19 protein-coding genes are annotated in these 17,898 nt (G+C 70.6%); 3 read left to right on the top strand and 16 right to left on the bottom strand.

Annotated elements, in window-relative coordinates; genetic code table 11:
* Nucleotides 1-5: 5 nt before the first annotated feature.
* From KOI35_RS35410 to eno, 12 genes are all read right to left on the bottom strand, one after another.
* Nucleotides 6-584 carry a hypothetical protein gene (locus tag KOI35_RS35410; protein WP_215793044.1) on the bottom strand — a complete coding sequence of 193 codons (579 nt, stop codon included), beginning with the start codon at nucleotides 582-584 and terminating at the stop codon, nucleotides 6-8.
* Nucleotides 581-1,270, bottom strand: a complete 690-nt coding sequence (locus tag KOI35_RS35405; protein ID WP_215793043.1) for a DUF4129 domain-containing protein — start codon at nucleotides 1,268-1,270, stop codon at nucleotides 581-583. The genes KOI35_RS35410 and KOI35_RS35405 overlap by 4 nt, the downstream gene beginning before the upstream one ends.
* Before the next feature lie 12 nt (nucleotides 1,271-1,282).
* Nucleotides 1,283-1,999, bottom strand: a complete 717-nt coding sequence (locus tag KOI35_RS35400; protein ID WP_308121291.1) for a uracil-DNA glycosylase — start codon at nucleotides 1,997-1,999, stop codon at nucleotides 1,283-1,285.
* On the bottom strand, nucleotides 1,996-2,385 hold the full coding sequence (locus KOI35_RS35395; protein ID WP_215793041.1) for an LppU/SCO3897 family protein: 390 nt from the start codon (nucleotides 2,383-2,385) through the stop codon (nucleotides 1,996-1,998). Before KOI35_RS35395 ends, KOI35_RS35400 begins: the two co-directional genes overlap by 4 nt.
* A 70-nt stretch (nucleotides 2,386-2,455) precedes the next feature.
* Complete coding sequence (locus tag KOI35_RS35390) at nucleotides 2,456-3,202, bottom strand: LppU/SCO3897 family protein (RefSeq protein WP_215793040.1); 747 nt, start codon at nucleotides 3,200-3,202, stop codon at nucleotides 2,456-2,458.
* Between the two features lie 88 nt (nucleotides 3,203-3,290).
* Nucleotides 3,291-4,307, bottom strand: coding sequence for a DUF1700 domain-containing protein (locus KOI35_RS35385; protein WP_215793039.1), 1,017 nt, complete (start codon nucleotides 4,305-4,307; stop codon nucleotides 3,291-3,293).
* Complete coding sequence (locus tag KOI35_RS35380) at nucleotides 4,304-4,633, bottom strand: PadR family transcriptional regulator (protein WP_215793038.1); 330 nt, start codon at nucleotides 4,631-4,633, stop codon at nucleotides 4,304-4,306. Before KOI35_RS35380 ends, KOI35_RS35385 begins: the two co-directional genes overlap by 4 nt.
* A gap of 84 nt (nucleotides 4,634-4,717) precedes the next feature.
* Nucleotides 4,718-5,632: a Ppx/GppA phosphatase family protein gene (locus KOI35_RS35375; RefSeq protein WP_215793037.1), complete on the bottom strand. Its 915-nt coding sequence runs from the start codon at nucleotides 5,630-5,632 to the stop codon at nucleotides 4,718-4,720.
* A complete protein-coding gene (locus KOI35_RS35370) occupies nucleotides 5,629-6,123 on the bottom strand; it encodes an amino-acid N-acetyltransferase (protein WP_215793114.1) in 495 nt (164 codons plus the stop codon). Before KOI35_RS35370 ends, KOI35_RS35375 begins: the two co-directional genes overlap by 4 nt.
* Before the next feature lie 2 nt (nucleotides 6,124-6,125).
* Entirely contained in the window at nucleotides 6,126-6,623 is a 498-nt protein-coding gene (locus KOI35_RS35365; RefSeq protein WP_215793036.1) for a DUF501 domain-containing protein, read from the bottom strand.
* A 1-nt stretch (nucleotide 6,624) separates the two neighbouring features.
* Nucleotides 6,625-6,981 (bottom strand): FtsB family cell division protein, encoded by a 357-nt coding sequence (locus KOI35_RS49125; RefSeq protein ID WP_308121290.1) that lies wholly within the window; start codon nucleotides 6,979-6,981, stop codon nucleotides 6,625-6,627.
* A 351-nt stretch (nucleotides 6,982-7,332) separates the two neighbouring features.
* Complete coding sequence (eno, locus tag KOI35_RS35355) at nucleotides 7,333-8,616, bottom strand: phosphopyruvate hydratase (protein WP_215793034.1); 1,284 nt, start codon at nucleotides 8,614-8,616, stop codon at nucleotides 7,333-7,335.
* A gap of 230 nt (nucleotides 8,617-8,846) precedes the next feature.
* On the opposite strand from eno, the gene KOI35_RS35350 reads away from it, so the two are divergent.
* From KOI35_RS35350 to KOI35_RS35340, 3 genes are read left to right on the top strand one after another with little or no spacing between them, the layout of a single operon-like run.
* On the top strand, nucleotides 8,847-9,479 hold the full coding sequence (locus tag KOI35_RS35350) for a hypothetical protein (protein ID WP_215793033.1): 633 nt from the start codon (nucleotides 8,847-8,849) through the stop codon (nucleotides 9,477-9,479).
* Nucleotides 9,480-9,521: 42 nt separating this feature from the next.
* Complete coding sequence (locus KOI35_RS35345) at nucleotides 9,522-10,196, top strand: hypothetical protein (RefSeq protein WP_215793032.1); 675 nt, start codon at nucleotides 9,522-9,524, stop codon at nucleotides 10,194-10,196.
* Between the two features lie 11 nt (nucleotides 10,197-10,207).
* Complete coding sequence (locus KOI35_RS35340) at nucleotides 10,208-10,729, top strand: hypothetical protein (protein WP_215793031.1); 522 nt, start codon at nucleotides 10,208-10,210, stop codon at nucleotides 10,727-10,729.
* A 10-nt stretch (nucleotides 10,730-10,739) separates the two neighbouring features.
* On the opposite strand, the gene KOI35_RS35335 is transcribed toward KOI35_RS35340, so the two are convergent.
* The 4 genes from KOI35_RS35335 to mfd form a co-directional block, all read right to left on the bottom strand.
* Entirely contained in the window at nucleotides 10,740-12,356 is a 1,617-nt protein-coding gene (locus KOI35_RS35335; protein WP_215793030.1) for a DUF885 domain-containing protein, read from the bottom strand.
* A 10-nt stretch (nucleotides 12,357-12,366) separates the two neighbouring features.
* On the bottom strand, nucleotides 12,367-13,296 hold the full coding sequence (locus KOI35_RS35330) for a nucleoside triphosphate pyrophosphohydrolase (RefSeq protein WP_215793029.1): 930 nt from the start codon (nucleotides 13,294-13,296) through the stop codon (nucleotides 12,367-12,369).
* A 128-nt stretch (nucleotides 13,297-13,424) separates the two neighbouring features.
* The gene (locus tag KOI35_RS35325) at nucleotides 13,425-14,171 is read right to left on the bottom strand and encodes a hypothetical protein (RefSeq protein WP_215793028.1); all 747 of its coding nucleotides are present in this window, start codon (nucleotides 14,169-14,171) and stop codon (nucleotides 13,425-13,427) included.
* A gap of 34 nt (nucleotides 14,172-14,205) precedes the next feature.
* Nucleotides 14,206-17,823: a transcription-repair coupling factor gene (mfd, locus tag KOI35_RS35320; RefSeq protein ID WP_215793027.1), complete on the bottom strand. Its 3,618-nt coding sequence runs from the start codon at nucleotides 17,821-17,823 to the stop codon at nucleotides 14,206-14,208.
* Between the last annotated feature and the right edge of the window lie 75 nt (nucleotides 17,824-17,898).

Raw genomic sequence — 17,898 nt, 5'->3', positions numbered from 1 at the left:
CCTTCTCACAGTCGTTCCAGAACGTCTACGTAGGACTCCAGATCACGAGCCTTGGGCATCCGCCGCCCGCGCTCGTGCAGAGCCTCCCAGAGCGGCTCGCCGAGCAGCTCACGGGCACGCCGCGGATCGGTCGCCCGGGTGATCCCGTGACGCAACCGCAGGCGCTCGTCGGTGAGCTCGGCCAGCACCGGCAGAACGTTACGCGAGTACAGATCGTCCTCGGCGTTGGCCCGCTCGAGATTCTGCTCCCAGCGGCGCACGGCCGCGCGCAGCGAATCGGTTCCGGCGCTGCCGTCCGAACCGGCCCGCCGGTCGGAGCGCTTGGGGGCCGCCGGGGCCCGCACCTCGGCCACCGCCAGCAGGATCAACCGCAGCCCGGCCAGGGCGGTCACCACAAAGATGATCGAGATCTCGTAGTCGGCCGAGCGCAGCACGGCCACCACGACCACGGTGGCCAGCGCGATCAGCAGCAGGTTGCGTAAGGCCCAGGCCGTCCACGAGCGCCGGCGTTCGGGCGCGGGCTCGTCGGCGACCGGCGGTTCCTCGCGCTGACCGAAAAGATCCTCGAGTCCGCCCGTGCTCACGCCGGCACCCCCGCGCCCAGGTCGGCCCGCAGGCGCTCGAGAGCCGAGCGGGCCTGGCGGCGCATCTGGTCGTCCACCGTGTGCGTGGCGTAGCGGGCCTGCCGGTAGACATCGAGCAGCGCGGCCAGCACCTGCGCGTCGACCTGCTGCTCGCGCAGAAGGCGGCCGACCAGGTCGGTCGGGCTGTCGCCGGGATGCCGCAGGGTGCCCGCGGCGGCGGCCGCCTGTTCCAGCCGCACCCAGCACGCGATGACGGCCCGGCGCGGGTCACGGTCGGTGTCGGACAGCTCTTCCAGGCCGGCGTCCAGAGCGTCGATCAGTTCCTCGGCCGTACGCGGTGGTTCCTTACGGTTCGGGCGACGCCGCTTGTTCTTGCCCGACCGGCGCCGGCGATCGCGGATCAGGGAGTAGATCAGCAGCCCGACGATGACCGCACCGATCACGATGAGGACGACCAGAGCCGCCTTATTGATCCAGTCGGGCAGGCCCTGGGCGGCCTCGGGCGGCGCGGCCGACGGCTGGTTGGACGGCCGGACGGTCGGCAGCAGCGGCGCCTGGGTGGTCGGCTCGTCGCGGACGATCTGCTCGAGGCGGGGCTCGGACCGGGTCGCGGCCAGCGCCGTGCCGAAGAGCAGCACGAGGACGGCGGCCAGGGGCCACCAGCGTCTGATCGCCGCGAGGGTCATCGGTCCGTTCCGTTACATCCCGGCCAGCCGCTTCGCCTCGGTGAAGACGTCGTCGAGCATGGCCGGGGTGAGCTTACCGGTGAAGGTGTTCTGCTGACTGACGTGGAAGCACCCGAGAAGATCAGGCACACCCGGTTGGCTGACCTTGGCGCCGTGCCCGAACTTCGGACGGGGCACCGGCGGCCGCACACCGTAGACCGCGGTCATCGCGGGCCACCACGCCTGCCAGGCGAAAGCCCCGAGCGCGACCACCACCCGCAGCGTGGGGCGGATCAGCTCGAGCTCGCGGTGCAGCCACGGCGCGCACCGGTCACGCTCGGCCGGGAGCGGCTTGTTGTCCGGCGGGGCGCACCGGACGGCGGCGAAAACGCGCAGGTGACGCAGGGCCAGGCCGTCGTCGGCGGAGACGCTCGTCGGCTGGTTGGCCAGGCCGGCCCGGTGCAGGGCGGCGAACAGCACGTCACCCGACCGGTCGCCGGTGAAGATGCGGCCGGTGCGGTTGCCGCCGTGCGCGGCCGGGGCCAGGCCGAGAATGCCGATCTCGGCGTCGGCCACGCCGAACCCGGGGACCGGGCGGCCCCAGTAGTGCTGGTCGCGGAAGGAGGCGCGTTTGGTCGCGGCGACCTCCTCGCGCCAGGCGACCAGGCGCGGGCAGGCGAAACAGTCCGCGATCTCGGCGTCCAGGTCGGCGAGCGTTGCGGCTTTCGTCGTACGCGGGTCGGAGTTCACGCCTTCGGTTTCAGGCACAACAGGTAGCCATTGTCGCTGCCACTCGCGTAGACGTAGAACTCTTCCTTGGGCTGGAAGTACTTGTTGCACGAGTCGCTGTGCGTCGAGCTCTTGCCGTCGACCCGGGCCACGACGGAGAACCGGGCGTCGGGCGCGGTGCAGTCGACGATGTTCGCCCCGGTCTCGGTGGTGCCCTCGTCGGAGACGGACTTGTCGGACGCGATGCAGTCACCCGCCTTGGCGTCACCGGCCGCGTCGCCGCCCAGGAAGAGGGCGCTGACCGCATAGACGGCGGCGGCCACCACGACGGCGATGACCACAGCCGCGACAAGCACGCTCCCCCGCCGCTTGGGCTCGTCGACGGCGGTCTCGGGGGCTGTGCTCACAGAGGGTCCTCTCACCAGGGTGGGCCGGTCGACCATAGCGACCGGCCCGCACTCGTGGCGAACCCGGACGTCAGCCTTTCGGGCGCAGGCAGAGCACGTAACCGCCGCCCGCGGTGCTGCCGTAGACGAAGTACTTCTCGTCGTCGGGGAAGAACTTTTCGCAAGCGGTGCTGTCGGGGGAACTCTCGCCCTCGACGCGGGCCACGACGGTGAACTCGGCCCGCGGTGAGGTGCAGTCGATGCGTTCGGCCGAGGTCTCGGAGGTGCCGGTGTCGGCGACCGTGCCGGAGGCAGTGAGGCAGTCGCCGGCCCGGGCGTTCTTGGCGGGATCGGCGGCGGCGGCGATGAGGGCGCTCACGCCGAAGGTGCCCAGGCCGACCAGCAGGATGGCGCCTAGTGCTACGGCCATCAGCACTACCTTGAGGACGCTGCGCGGCTTGGGCGCGGGTGCGCCCGGCTGCGGATAGGCGGGGTAGCCCGCGGGCGGGTAGCCGGGCTGACCGGCGGGCGGAAAGCCTGGCGGCGGATAGCTGGGCGCGCCGAACTGCGGCTGGGCGAACTGGGGCTGGGCGGGCGGCGGACCGAACTGCGGCTGCGTGGGCGGCGGACCGAAGTGCGGCTGGGCGGGCGGCGGCGGACCGAAGTGCGGCTGCGTGGGCGGCGCGGTGAACTGCGCCTGCGACGTGAACTGAGCCTGTGGTACCGCGGCATTCGGCCCGGATTGGGGCTGAACGGGCGGCTGCGGGGGCTGCCACGGGTTGGGCGGCGGTCCGTTGTACGGCGCGAACGTGGGGTCGGCGGGCGGGATGTCGCTCACGGGTGGTCCTTTCCGCGAGCCCGGCCCTGGGCGGAAGGCCGGATCACGCGGAGCAGACAGTAGCGATCACCACGAATCCCCGCGACCCCTATGAGCGCGTGGGAGCAGGCGTCGGAGGCTCGGCCGGCTCACTCGGCGACACCGACACCGACGCTGACGGCGGGGACGACGGCTCCTGGTCCAGGAACGAAGCGCTGGGCTCGACCGTCCGGGACGCGGCCGGGGCCGGGGAGCCGAACGGCGCGGCCTCCGGGCAGTACGGGTAGCCCATCGACCGGGAATGCCACGACTCCCCGGTGTCGGGGTCGTTGCAGTACGCGTTGCCCATCTGGATCGGCGAGCCCTCCTGGTCGAAGAGCCGCGCCCCCGGCACCAGCTTGCCCTGGCTGTCGTAGACGAAGACGTCGGTCACGTAGTCGTACGGGTTGCCGCCGCCCGAATAGCCCACGTCGCTGTAGCCGGGGTCTCGCACATCACTGTCGGCGCTGAAGAAGCCGCCGATCGCGAACAGCGCCAGGAACACCGCGCCGAAGTTCACCGCGTAGCGCTTCCAGCCGGTGCCGGTCAGGTCGCGCCGGCCGACCAGGATGGAGCCGACCACGCAGCCGCCGAGCAGCAGCAACGCGATGAACGTGCTGCCGCCGACGCGCGGGAGCAGGCCGGGGCTCTGTGAGCCGGCGTCGAACAGGTAGGCCAGCGCCATCGCGGTCAGGTAGCCGCGCAGCACCCACCACGCGGGACGCAGCAGGCGGAGGAAGTCGCTCGCCTTGTCGTACCCGATGACCGGCCCGATTTTGACGTCGGCCCGGCCGAGGATGCGGACGACGTCGGCGCGGGCCTCCATCAGCGGGGCGAAGTTGGTGCGCTTGGGCGGGTCGGGGAAGCCGCCGACGAAGCCGGCCGCGGTGGAGCGCAACTCCGCCGCGTACGCCTCGGGGGCGCCCAGCCGGTCGGTCAGGGTGACCGTGTCTTCGGCCCGGATCTCGGCCAGGTGCTCGGGCAGGTCTTCGAGCAGTTCGGCCCGGGTGGCCTCGGGCAGGTCGGCCAGCGCCGCGCGGACACGCTCGACGTACTCGGTGATCTCGTCCTGTGCCGTGGTGTTCACGCCGTCCCCCGCTCGCGAAGCAGATCGTCCATGGTGGATGCGAAGCCGTGCCACACTTTGCCCGATCGCTGCAACTCGGCGTGCCCGGCGGCGTTGAGGCCGTAGTACTTGCGGTGCGGACCCTCGATGCTGGGCACCACATAGCTGTTGAGGTAGCCGCCGGCGAAGAGGCGCCGCAGAGTGCCGTAGACCGAGGCGTCGCCGACGTCTTCGAGCCCGGCCGTGCGCAGGCGGCGAAGGATGTCGTAGCCGTAGCCGTCCCCGTCGCGGAGCACGGCGAGCACGGCCAGGTCGAGGACACCCTTCAGCAGCTGGGTCGTATCCACGCGGTGGACAGTACTGCGCAATGCGAAATACCGTCAAGACGAGAGTAGTGACCAGGCCGTCACCGGGCCGATCTCCAAAAAAGATCAGGCGAGCGAGTAGCAGATCCCGTCGAGGATGTCGTGCTCCGAGGCGATCACGGTCGAGTGGCCGGATCGTTCCATGACGATGCGCAGGATCAGGGCCCCGGCACCGATCACGTCGGCCCGGCCGGGGTGCATCACGGGGAGGGCCCGCCGCTGCTCGACCGTCATGGCCAGCAGGTCGGCGGTCACCCGGGACACGTCGTCCAGGCTCACCGGGGAATGGTGGATGGCGTCGGCGTCGTACGCGGGAAGGCCCATGGCCAGGGCGGTGACGGTGGTGACCGAGCCGGCCAGCCCGACGATGGTGCGGGCCTCGCGGCCGGGCACGGCGGTCAGCGCGATGTCGACCGCCGCCGTGATGTCGCGCTCGGCGTTGTGGATCTCGGCCGCGGTGGGCGGGTCGCTGTGCAGGTGCCGTTCGGTCATCCGGACGCAGCCGATGTCCATCGAGATGGCGTGGTCGACCGCGGCCGCGCCGGTGACGAACTCGGTCGAGCCGCCGCCGATGTCGAACACCAGGTAGGGCTGCTCGGCGGTGAGGCCGGCGACCGCGCCCGCGAACGAGAGCCGGGCCTCCTCGTCGCCGCTGATCACCTCGGGGTCGACGCCGAGCACGCCGCGGACCATGTCGCGGAACTCCTGCGCGTTGGACGCGTCGCGCGAGGCCGACGTGGCGCACATGCGCACCCGGCTGATGCCCAGCTCGGCGATCTCCGCGGCATAACCGAGGAGGGCTTTCCGCGTACGGGACAAAGCCCCCTCGGACAGCCGTCCGGTGCGGTCGACGCCCTCGCCCAGCCGGACGATCTCCATCCGGCGGGACACTTCGGTGAACCCGCCGCCCGAGGAGGCCACGTCGGCGATGAGCAGGCGGATCGAGTTGGTCCCGCAGTCGATCCCGGCTACCCGTTTCATAGGTGCAGCAGCATTCTCGTGTTCCCCAGGGTGTTGGGCTTGACCCGTTCCAGGTCGAGGAATTCGGCGACACCTTCGTCGTACGAGCGAAGAAGCTGCTCGTAGACCGCATGCGGAACCGGCGCGCCGTCGATCTCGGTGAACCCGAACGAGCCGAAGAACCGGGTCTCGAAGGTGAGGCAGAAGACCCGCCGGATGCCCAGGTCGCGGGCCACACCGACCAGGCACTCGACGATCTTGTGGCCGATCTTCTGGCCGCGGTGGGCCGGATCGACGGCGACCGTGCGGATCTCGGCCAGGTCTTCCCACATCACGTGCAGGGCGCCGCATCCGAAGACGTGGTCGTCGTCGTCCACCGCGACCCAGAACTCCTGCACCGACTCGTACAGGGTGACGGTCGCCTTGCTCAGCAGCCGGCGGTCCGAGGTGTATTCGTCGACGAGGGCACGGATGGCCCGGACGTCCTTGGTGCGCGCGCGCCGGATCTCCACGGTCACTCAGCCTTGGGTACGCAGGGGCCCTCGGCCCACCACGGTTCGACCGCGTCGCGGACCTCGTCACCGAAAGGATTCACGCCCCGGCCCACGGCCAGCGCGTGTCCGAGGTGAACATGCAGGCATTTCACCCGATCGGGCATGCCACCGGCGGCCACGTGCGCGATCTCGGGCACGTCGTCGATCGCCTTGCGCCGGGACAGGTAGTCCTCGGTGGCCAGTTTGTACTGCGCGGCCAGCTCGGGATCGGTGGCCAGGCGCTCCTGCATGTCGCGCATGACCCCGGCCGACTCGAGCCGGCTGCAGGCCGCGGTGGCGTGCGGGCAGGTCAGGTAGTAGAGCGTGGGGAACGGGGTGCCGTCGTCCAGGCGCGGCGCCGTCTCGACCACATCGGGGTTGCCGCACGGGCAGCGGTGCGCGATCGCACGCGTGCCGCGGGGGCGACGGCCGAGCTGGGCCTCTACTGCATCAAGATCTTGTTCTGACGGTTGTGCCATGTCAGTTGGTGGACTCCGCGTCGGCGGCTCGGACGCTGCTCCACAGCGTGTCGTACCAGCGGTCGGGTGCGGCCGCCGGGGCATTCCTCCCGGCGTCGGCAGCGGCGCCGGCCGGATCGTTGGTGACCACGAGCGCGGTCTCTCCCTGCCTCACGTAGAAGAGTTTCTCGCGCGCCTGCGCCCGCAGATATTCCGGGTCCTTCCACTTCTGCAGGTCCTGCGTCTTCTGCGCGATCTGCGCCTGCTGGGCGGCCCGGTCGGCCTCGAGCTGGGCGATCTGCGATTCCTGAGCCAGATAGACCCGCAGCGGGTAGGTGTAGGCCAGCGCGAGCGCGACGAACACGCTGATCAGAACCATCGCCCGGCCGGTCAGGGCGCGAGGCCGGGGCGCGGCCGTGCGCTTGGTGGCGCCTCGGGCTGCGTTTCCCGTACGCCGGGAGGCCGTCGGACGGTTCGCGCCTTTGCTCGCGGCGACGTTCTTGCTCGTGCTGGTGCGCGCCGCCGCCGCGCCGCTCCGGACATTTCCGGTAGTCCGGACCGGCCCGGTGTGCCGCACGCGCGACGATCCGGGGCGGCGGGATGGACCCTGACCGCTCGGTGATCGTCGCTGTGTCGTCACCCCAACCCCTCCGTCACGTGTCGTGGCGCCCGCTGGAAACCTATGCCCGTTTCCGCGGGCGCCACAACTCCATGATCTAGCGGGCGTCCGTCACGCCGTGCGGTAACGCGGGAAAGCGCCCGCACCGGCGTACCGGGCCGCGCCCTCCAGCTGCTCCTCGATGCGCAGGAGCTGGTTGTACTTCGCGACCCGGTCGGACCGCGCCGGAGCACCGGTCTTGATCTGGCCACTGCCCACCGCGACGGCCAGGTCGGCGATCGTGGTGTCCTCGGTCTCGCCCGAACGGTGGCTCATCATCGTCTTGAAGCCGGCCCGGTGGGCCAGGTCGACGGCGTCGAGCGTCTCGGTCAGCGAGCCGATCTGGTTGACCTTGACCAGCACGGCGTTGGCCGCGTTCTCGGCGATGCCCCGGCCGATGCGGGTCGGGTTGGTGACGAACAGGTCGTCGCCGACGATCTGGAGCTTGCCGCCGAGCTCGGCCGTCATCGCGCTCCAGCCGGCCCAGTCCTCCTCGTCCAGCGGGTCCTCGATCGAGACGATCGGGTACTCGGCGGCGAGCTTGGCGTAGTACGCGATCATCTCGTCGGTCGACTTCGGGGCGCCCTCGAAGACGTACGAGCCGTCCTTGTGGAACTCGGTCGCGGCGACGTCCATGGCGAAGACGATGTCGGTGCCCACGGTGAAGCCGGCGGCCTGCACGGCCTCGGTGATCAGGTCGAGGGCGGACGCGTTGGACGGCAGGTTGGGCGCGAAGCCACCCTCGTCGCCCAGGCCGGTCGAGAGGCCCTTCTTCTTCAGCACCGACTTGAGCGCGTGGTAGACCTCGGCGCCGGTGCGCAGAGCCTCGCGGAAGGTCGGGGCGCCGATCGGCGCGATCATGAACTCCTGCACGTCGACGTTCGAGTCGGCGTGGGCGCCACCGTTGAGGATGTTCATCATCGGCACCGGCAGGACGGCCGCGTTGGGGCCGCCCACGTAGCGGAACAGCGGCAGCTCGGCGCTCAGCGCGGCGGCCTTGGCCACCGCGAGGGAGACGCCCAGGATCGCGTTGGCGCCCAGCTCGCTCTTGTCGGCGGTGCCGTCCAGGTCGAGCATCTTCTGGTCGATCAGGCGCTGCTCGCTCGCCTCGTAACCGACGAGCTCGTCGGCGATCTTGTCTTCGACGTTCGAAACTGCCTTCTCGACGCCCTTGCCCAGGTAACGGCCCTTGTCGCCGTCACGCAGCTCGATCGCCTCGAACGCTCCCGTGGAGGCGCCCGAAGGCACCGCGGCGCGGCCGACCGTGCCGTCGTCGAGCCCGACCTCGACCTCGACGGTCGGGTTGCCCCGGGAGTCGAGGATCTCGCGGGCGACGATCGCTTCGATGGTGGCCATGTGTCGTGTCGCTCCCTTGTTGTAAGGCGGCCGCTCACTGCTCCTGGGGTGCCTCACAGGGAGGCAGCCCGCTCAGATGCATGGGGCCCGCCAAATCACCGACCGCGACCCTGCGGCCGACCACAGCAAGAGCGTATCGAGCCCTGGAAGCGTACGTGCGGCTGCCCTGCGCTTTCCACGGCGAGGTTTTAACTAAGGTCCTCCTCGGGTTCACCGATTACCCCGGCACTATGAGCACACCATCGCTTCCCGCCGGCGGGTCGTTCATCGAGATGACCGCGTACGGCGAAACGCAGTCCGGAGTCCGCGTCGTGTCGGCCGAAGGCACCGCCGTGACGCTCTCGCTCGCGCTCGCCGACGTGCCCGCGGCCGGGTCGACGGTGACACTGCATTGGGCCACGGCCCAGCGCGGGCGCTATGCCTCGCTGGCCACGGTCGCCGCCGTGGACGGCAACCGGGTCGAGGTCCACCTGGCCGGTGAGCCCTCGTTCGAGCAGAGCCGCGACTACGTCCGCGGCGGGGGCGGCGAGCCGATCGTGCTCCTCGTGCCCTCTTTTTCTCCGGCTGAAGGCCACGTACGCGACCTGAGCGAGCACGCCGTGCGGGCGCAGTTCACCGACGTCGAGGTGCAACCCGGCGACGAGATCACGCTGCGTATCCAGGTCGGCGACGACGTGGTGGAGTTCGGCGCCCAGGCGGTCAAGGTGAGCTCGATGCGGCAGCGGATCCCCCGCCGCGGGCCGATGATCGTCGAGATGGTGGCCGTCTTCACCGAGTCGGACGAGTATCAGGCCAAGGTCATCCGGCGTTACATCATGCACGAGCAGTTGATGTCACGGGCACGCAGCGCAGCCGCCCAGTAACTGGTTTGCCTCGGGTTGCGCGCATGGGCCAAGGTGTCAGTCGTGCTCACCGTTACGCGCCTTACGACCGCCGGCCTCGCCGCCGCGTGCGTGGCGCTGCTGGGCCTGTCCGGCTGCGGCGACATCGACGAGGCGAGCGCGTCCCCGCTGAGCCGCGACGACCTGATCACCGAGACGGCCGACCAGCTGGCGGCCGGGGCCAACCTCACCTATTCGGCGAAATATCAGGTGGCGGGCGGCGAGACGGCGACCGTGAATCGGGCGCAGAGACCACTGCGTTCCTCGTACGTATATCCCGGCGGCCGCCTCATCGTCACCACCACGGTGACGGTGAAATGCACGGGCTCGACGGTGTGCGACTCGCGGGCGGCCGACCCCGCGGCCGCGGCCACGCTCAACGACGGCCCGCTGATCTCCCCCGAGGCCGCCCAGGCCATGCTGGCGACCGCGGCGCTCGACCCGATCGTCGACACCAAGTCGCACGACACCACGATCGCCGGTCGCCACGCGACGTGCCTGCTGCTCGACGGCGTCGACGGCACGCCCGCCAAGAAGTTCGACCTGTGCGTGACCAACGAGGGCGTGCTGGCCAGCTTCACCGCCACGATCGACGGCGTCCGCATCGACCAGGCCCTGACCGCGTACGCGGAAGAGCTGCCCTCCGACGCCTTCCTGGTGCCGCCGGGCGCGAAGCTGGTCGACAAGTCCCCTCGGTAGGCTCGCGCACCATGTCGTACTCGCCGGTGCCCGAACTCAACCTCCTCAAGGCGTTCCAGGAGCAGACGGGCGGCAGCTACTACGCCGACGGCTTCGCCCTGACCGACTACGACGACAAGTCCGGTTTGACGGCCGGCTGGTCCGACGACGCCGAGTTCCTGGCCGGCCTGACCCCGTTCGCCGAGGCCACGGGAAGCGGCTCGTTCTACGCCTTCTGGCACCTGGACGACCGCTCCGACCCGCCGGTGGTCGTGTTCGGCGACGAGGGCGGCCAGCACGTGGTGGCCCGCAACGTCCGCGAAGTGCTGATCCTGCTCACGTTCGACGCCGAGCCGATGGTCGACTGGGACGAGGTGACGTTCTACCGCGCCCCCGACGACGAGCACAGCACCGCCCACGACGCCTACGTGACGTGGCTGGCCGAGCACTTCGACCTGTCCCCCACCGACGACCCCGACGCCATCGTCAAGGTCGCCCAGGCCGAGTTCGGCGACCGCTTCACGGCTTGGGCCGACGCCCACCTGCCCAGCTGACCCCGGGCGGTCAGACGCCGAGCAGGGTGCGCAGGTGGCGGGGCGGCGGGGAACCGTGGGCCAGCATCGCGTCGTGCCAGGCTCGCGGGGTGGCGCCGAACGGGCGGGCGGCGGCGATCGCGGCCACCTCGGTGTAGCCGACGAAGTAGGTGGAGAGCTGGGTCGACGTGAGGAGTGCGCGGCGCCACTTGCCGGCGGCCTCGCCCTCCTCCTGGAAGCCGGCGCCGGTCATCATCGCCATCGCGTCGGCCTCTTGCAGGTCGTCGCAGTGGACCAACTGGTCGATGATCGCGTTGAGGCTCATCCGGAGCTGCATCTTGAGCTGCTGGAGACGGACCGGGAGGCCACCGAAGCCCAGGTCGGCCATCGCCTCTTCGGTGTAGACGGCCCAGCCCTCGACGAACGGGCCGGACCAGCCCAACGCGCGCACCCGGGTCGCGGCCCGGAAGCGGCGGGAGTGGGCCAGCTGCAGGAAGTGGCCGGGCATCGCCTCGTGCACGGTCAGGTCGCGGATCATGTGGTTGTTGTATTCGCGGTAGAACGACTCGACCCGCTCGGCCGACCAGTCGGACGGGGTCGGTGAGATGCAGTAGAACGTGGGGACGTCGGCCGTCTCGAGCGGGCCGGGCGGGTCGCAGTAGGCCACCGCGACGCCCCGGGCGAACTCGGGCATCTCTTCGATGACGCACGGGTCGTCGATCAGGCTGACCAGGTCGTGCTCGCGGACGAAGGCCGTCGCCTCCGCCATCGTCAGCTTGGCCAGATCGACGATCGTGTCGTCGGCCGGGTGCTGGGCGCCCAGCTCATTCAGGGCGCGCCGCACCGTCTCGTCGGTGGCCGGGCCACCGGTCAGCTCGGCCGCGGCCTCGCGCAGGCGCTCGCTGGTGCGTTCGAGGTTGGCCTGGGCGCGGGCCAGCACCTCGGCCGCGGGCAGCTCGGTGTCGAGGGTGTGCCAGAGACGCGCCTCCCACAGTCGGCGGCCCAGGCGCGGGTCGCGGCCGGGATCGCCGCGGTCGAGCAGGCCGCGCAGGAAGCCGTCGAACTCGTCGAGCGCCTTGAGCGCGGCCGCCGAGGACGGCTCGAGGGCCGGGCGCATGCCGGGTTCCTGCTCGAGCAGCGGCGGCAGCTCGTCGCGGATCAGCGCCGCCGTGCCGGCGAACTGGCCGATCGCCGTCTCGGCGTGGATGCGCGGCACGTCGCGCAGCACCGCGCGAGCCGTGGCCAGGGCGTCGGGGATGGCCGCGAGCCGGCCGCCAAGGCTGGCCAGGCGTTCCTCGGCCGGGGCGAACTGGCGCGAGATCAGCGCGTGCAGCAGCGGGCCGGGATTGTGCTCGAGCGGGTTCCACTCGTGCTCGCGGATGTCGCCCAGCTCGAACAGGCCGCGCTCGGCCATGGCGCTGAGCATGGCGTGGTCGACCTGGTCTTCGGGGTCGAGGGCGTCGGCGTCGATGCCGGAGAGCGCGTCGGTGGCGTCGCGCAGCATGGCGACCTGGGCCCCGACGGCACCGGGGGAAAGGTCGGGCAGCCGGTCGTCGAAGCGGTGGTCACCGGAGAAGGTGGCCAGCCCGGGGCTGCTCTCGAGGAGGGCGTCGACGATACGTTCGGCGAGGGGTACGAACTCCGGCATGCCGTGAAACCTACTCCGCGGCTCTGACCGCCTTCGCGTATTCCAGCGCGGCGCGGCGCAGGGCCTGCTCGGCGTCGGGTTCCTCGGCGACCATCCGGAGCAGCCGGGACCCGAGATCCGAACCGTCGGGCAGGGGTACGGCGAGGCCGGCTCGATGCGTACGGGAAAGAATCTTGGCGGCCAGGGACAGTGCCGGCTGACTCAGGGCAATGCCGTCGAGCGCCGAATCGCGGGTCTTCTCGGCCTTCTTGATGTCGTCCCAGTTGCGGGTGATCTCGTCGAGGTCGGCCACCTCGACCCCGGCGAAGACGTGCGGGTTGCGGCGCACCATCTTGTCGACCAGCCCGGCGGCCACGTCGTCGACGGTCCAGGCCTCGTCCTCGGGCAGTTCCTCGGCCAGCCGCGCGTGCAGGACGATCTGCAGCAGCACGTCGCCGAGTTCCTCGCGCAGTGCGTCGGTGTCGCCCGACTCGATCGCGTCGAACGCCTCGTAGCTCTCCTCGAGCAGGTAGGGCGCGAGCGTCTCGTGCGTCTGGGCCCGCTTCCACGGGTCGCCGCCGGGCGAGAGCAGCCGGTCCATCACCGCGACGGCGTCGAGCAGGCGGGCGCCCGGCGGGTCCCACGAGCCGTACATCAGCTCGAGTTCGGCCAGGCCGGGCTCGCGGGCCAGGCGCAGGCCCAGGCTGCGGGCGAACGACTCGTCACCGGCCGGGCCGGCCAGCCAGACGACGGCCTCGTGGCCGGCCAGCTCGGCGATCAGGGTCTCCGGGTCGCCGACCAGAATCGTGACCGGCACGCCGCTCTTCCGCAGCGCGTGCGCCTGCTCGGTCTCGGCCGCGGCAAAAACCGGATTTTCCCGTACGACGTCCCAGGCGGCCGCCGTGAGCAGGCCGGCCGGGAGTCGGGGCGACGTGACGAGCAGGTAGATCCGTGCGGTCATGCTCGCAACTTTGCCAGTTTTCGCGGAGTAGCCATCCCTAGCCCCCACCCGCCCTGGGGAGAAGGAAGGGAGACTACCGCGCTGTCAAATCAGAAGAGCCGGTTATCCACAGGGAAGGACACAGGCCGTCAGGAGACGTCGGTGACCGGGCTGCCCTTGTCCTCGCCGAGGGGGACGACGACGAGCGGCTTGAGCTCGCCCTGCTGGGTCTGGAACTCGAGCACCGGGATGCCGAGCGGCTGGTAGCGCGGGTTCACCGTGATGTCCATCGTGCCGGTGAGCTCGGCGACCTCTTTCTTCACGGCGGCCGCGGTCTTGACCAGCGTCAGGTTCTCGGCCGGCAGCTGCTGCTTGAACGCCTCGAACGTGGTGCCGGCCGGCACCTCGCCCGACGTGGTCAGCACGTCGAAGACCTCGCGCAGGTCGTCGTCGGTGGCGTTGGCGGCCGACGACTGCACCTTGGTGCGCAGCGCGCGGATCAGGCCGTCGAACTCGGCGTAGAGCCGCACGTACTCGGCCGACTGCGGCAGGCGCAGCTGGCTCGCGTAGTCGCCCAGGGCCAGGTCGGTCGGCACGCTCACGCTCTCGCGCTTGGCCACGGCCATCATCACGTCGTGGCCGACCAGGGTGCGCACGATGTCGGCGCGGGTGATCGGCAGCTTCACCGCCGCGCCGGAGGCCTCCGGCTGCTGCGCGGCGGCGCTGGTGAGCGCGGCCGACGCGTTGTCCCAGACCTCCTGCACGCGGGCCTCGGTGACCTTGGCGGTGTCACCGACATAGGCGGCCACGGACGGCTCGGCCCGGCAGGCGGTCAAGCCGGCCAGCCCGAGAGACGCAACGACGACGATGGATGCCAGTCGGCGAGCACGACGCATGACGTCGACTCTCTCACGTCAGTTATGAGCGAGATCACCCGACCCCGGCCTTTGCGGGGACCGGCACGTCGCCCAGCACGTCCTTGAGCAGCTGGGCGCACCACTCCAGCAGCGCCTGGTCGCGCAGCGGCTCGCCGCCGACCCGCCGGGTGCTGGGCCGGGGCACGCTCACCTGGTCGGTCGCGTGCTTGTAGACCGAGTCGGGGTGGTAGCGCTTGAGCCGCAGCTGCTTCGAGTCGGGCAGCGGCAGCGGCGAGAACCGGATGTGCTTGCCCTGCATCGAGACGTCGGTCAGCCCGTACGCCCGGGCGGTCTGCCGGAACCGGGCCACCGCGATCAGGTTGGCCACCTGGGCCGGCGGCTCGCCGTAGCGGTCGGTCATTTCGGCCACCACCTCGTCGAGGGCCTTCGTGTCGCGGGCCTCGGCCAGCTTGCGGTACATCTCGAGGCGCAGCCGCTCGACCGCGATGTAGTCGACCGGCAGGTGCGCGTCCACCGGCAGATCGATCTTGACCTCGGGCTCCTCCTCGGGGCGTTCGCCCTTGAAGGCGCTGACCGCCTCGCCGACCATGCGCACGTAGAGGTCGAAGCCGACCCCCTCGATGTGGCCGGACTGCTCGCCGCCGAGCAGGTTGCCGGCGCCGCGGATCTCGAGGTCCTTCATCGCCACGTACATGCCGGCGCCGAGCTCGGTGTGCTGGGCGATGGTGGCCAGCCGCTCGTGCGCGGTCTCGGTGAGCGGCTTCTCGCGCGGGTAGAGGAAGTAGGCGTACGCCCGTTCCCGTCCCCGGCCGACCCGGCCCCGGATCTGGTGCAGCTGGGCCAGGCCGAGCAGGTCGGCCCGCTCGACGATCAGCGTGTTGGCGTTCGGGATGTCGATGCCGGACTCGACGATCGTGGTGCAGACCAGGACGTCGAACTCCTTTTCCCAGAAGCCGACCATCACCTTCTCCAGCTGCTCCTCGCTCATCTGGCCGTGCGCCACCGCGACCCGGGCCTCGGGCACCAGCTCACGCAGCCGGCGGGCCGCCTTGTCGATCGACTCGACCCGGTTGTGCAGATAGAACACCTGGCCGTCGCGGAGCAGCTCGCGGTGGATGGACGCGGCGACCTGCTTGTCGTCCTGGGCACCGACGAAGGTGAGCACCGGGTGCCGTTCCTCGGGCGGGGTGGCGATGGTCGACATCTCGCGGATGCCGGTGATCGCCATCTCGAGCGTGCGCGGGATCGGCGTGGCCGACATGGTCAGCACGTCGACCGAGGCGCGCAGGGCCTTGAGCTGCTCCTTGTGCTCGACGCCGAAGCGCTGCTCCTCGTCCACGATGATCAGGCCGAGGTTTTTGAACTTGGTCGAGTTGGCCAGCAGGCGGTGGGTGCCGATGACGATGTCGGCGGTGCCGTTGGCCGCCTCCTCCAGGGTGATCGTCGTTTCCTTGGGTGTCTGGAACCGGGACAGCTGACGGATCTGCACCGGGAACTGGCTCATCCGCTCGGTGAACGTGTTGTAGTGCTGCTGGGCCAGCAGCGTGGTCGGCACCAGCACGGCGACCTGCTTGCCGTCCTGCACCGCCTTGAACGCGGCCCGGACGGCGATCTCGGTCTTGCCGTAACCGACGTCGCCACAGATCAGCCGGTCCATCGGGACCTGCAGTTCCATGTCGTGCTTGACCTCGATGATGGCGGCCATCTGGTCGGGGGTCTCGGTGTAGGGGAACGCGTCCTCCAGCTCGCGCTGCCACGGGGTGTCGGGGCCGAACGAGTGGCCCTTGGAGGCCTGCCGGGCCGCGTAGAGCTGGATCAGCTGGGCCGCGATCTCGCGGACCGCCTTCTTGGCCCGGGCCTTGCTCTTCTGCCAGTCGGCGCCGCCCATCTTGTGCAGCGCGGGCGACTCGCCGCCGACGTAGCGGGAGAGCTGGTCGAGCTGGTCGGTCGGCACGTAGAGCCGGTCGCCGGGCTGGCCCCGCTTGGACGCGGCGTATTCGAGCACGATGTATTCGCGGTCGGCGCCGTTCACCGTCCGCTGCACCAGCTCGACGTAGCGGCCGATGCCGTGCTGTTCGTGCACCACGAAGTCGCCCGGCTTGAGCTCGAGCGGGTCGATCGTGTTGCGCCGCCGGGACGGCATCTTGCGCATGTCCTTGGTGGACGCCCCGCGCCCGCCGGTGATGTCGTTGCCGGTGATGACGGCGAGCTGGGAGGTCGCGTCGACGAAGCCGTGGTTGAGCCCGCCGCAGGTGACCAGCAGCTGACCGGCCTCGATCGGGGTCTCGATGGAGTCGGCCGGGGTGACCCCGAGGCCGGCGTCGCGCAGCACCTCGGTGGCCCGCTGGGCCGTGCCGTGGCCCTCGAAGACCAGCGCGATGGCCCAGCCCGCGGCGGCCCAGTCGTGCAGGTCGGCGGCGAGCTTGGCGGTGTCGCCGTGATAGAGCGGCACCGGTTGCGCGGCCAGCGCGACCGCGTCACCGAGATCGGGCGCGACCTCGACTTCAGGCTTCTCGAGCCACGGTTGATCATCTTCAGGAGAGGACGAGGCCAGGCCGAACGGCGAAACGGTCCACCACGGCTGCTTCAAAGTCGCAGCGTGGGAACGTACATCCGCAAGGGTCTTGAACGCCACGGCCCCGACATCGATCGGGGCCTGACCACCGACGGCAGCGGCGGCCCAGGACGCCTCGAGGAACTCGTCGGACGTACGGGTCAGGTCGTGCGCGCGCGTGCGGATGCGCTCGGGGTCGCACAGCAGCACGTGGGTGCCGGCCGGCATGCAGTCGATCAGCAACTCCATGCTGTCGGTGCCGTCGAGCAGCGCCGGAGCCAGCGACTCCATCCCCTCGACCGGAATTCCTTCGGCCAATTTGTCCAGAATTTCCGCAAGCTCCGGGTGCAAAGCAGACAAATCAGAGGCGCGCGAACGGACCGCGGGAGTCAGAAGAAGCTCACGACAGGGCGGCGCCCATAACGAAGAAACCGGGTCAATGGTCCGCTGGTCAGCGACGGCGAAGGTACGAATCTCCTCCACCTCGTCGCCCCAGAACTCGACCCGCGACGGGTGCTCGTCGGTCGGCGGGAAAACGTCGAGGATGCCACCGCGTACGGCGAACTCCCCGCGCTTGGTCACCAGGTCGACCCGGGCGTACGCCATATCGGACAGCCGCCGCGACACCCCTTCCAGCTCGGCCGAGCCACCCGTGGTGAGCTCGACCGGCTCGAGATCGCCGAGCCCCTTGAGCTGCGGCTGCAGCAACGAGCGGACCGGCGCCACCACGACCTGCACCGGCTCGGACCCGGGGTGGGCCAGCCGGCGCAGCACGGCCAGCCGGCGGCCGACCGTGTCGGAGCGGGGCGAGAGCCGCTCGTGGGGCAGCGTCTCCCACGACGGGAAGACCGCGACCCGGGCCGGGTCGATCAGGCAGCCCAGCGCGTCGGCCAGGTCGTCGGCCTCGCGCGAGGTCGCGGTGACCGCGAGCACGGGCCGCCCGGCACCGCCGATGTCGGCCGCGCCGGCCACCGTGGCGACGACGAACGGCCGCAGCGAGGCGGGCGCGGTGAGGTCGAGGGCGTCGGACTCCACGAAGCCCTGACGCGCGAGGTCGCGGGCCCGCGCGAGACCGCGGTCGCGGAGGGCGGCCGGAATGAGACCGGAGAGCTGCATGAAAAGACACCTCGAACACGTCGAAAAACCCCAACGCCCAAAACAGGCGGGGGTACGGCGCCAAGTTTAGTCCGC

Source organism: Paractinoplanes bogorensis, assembly GCF_018829635.1.
GTDB lineage: Bacteria > Actinomycetota > Actinomycetes > Mycobacteriales > Micromonosporaceae > Actinoplanes > Actinoplanes bogorensis.
Note: the sequence above shows the minus strand (reverse complement) of the source record. Positions and strands in the feature narration are given on the sequence as shown.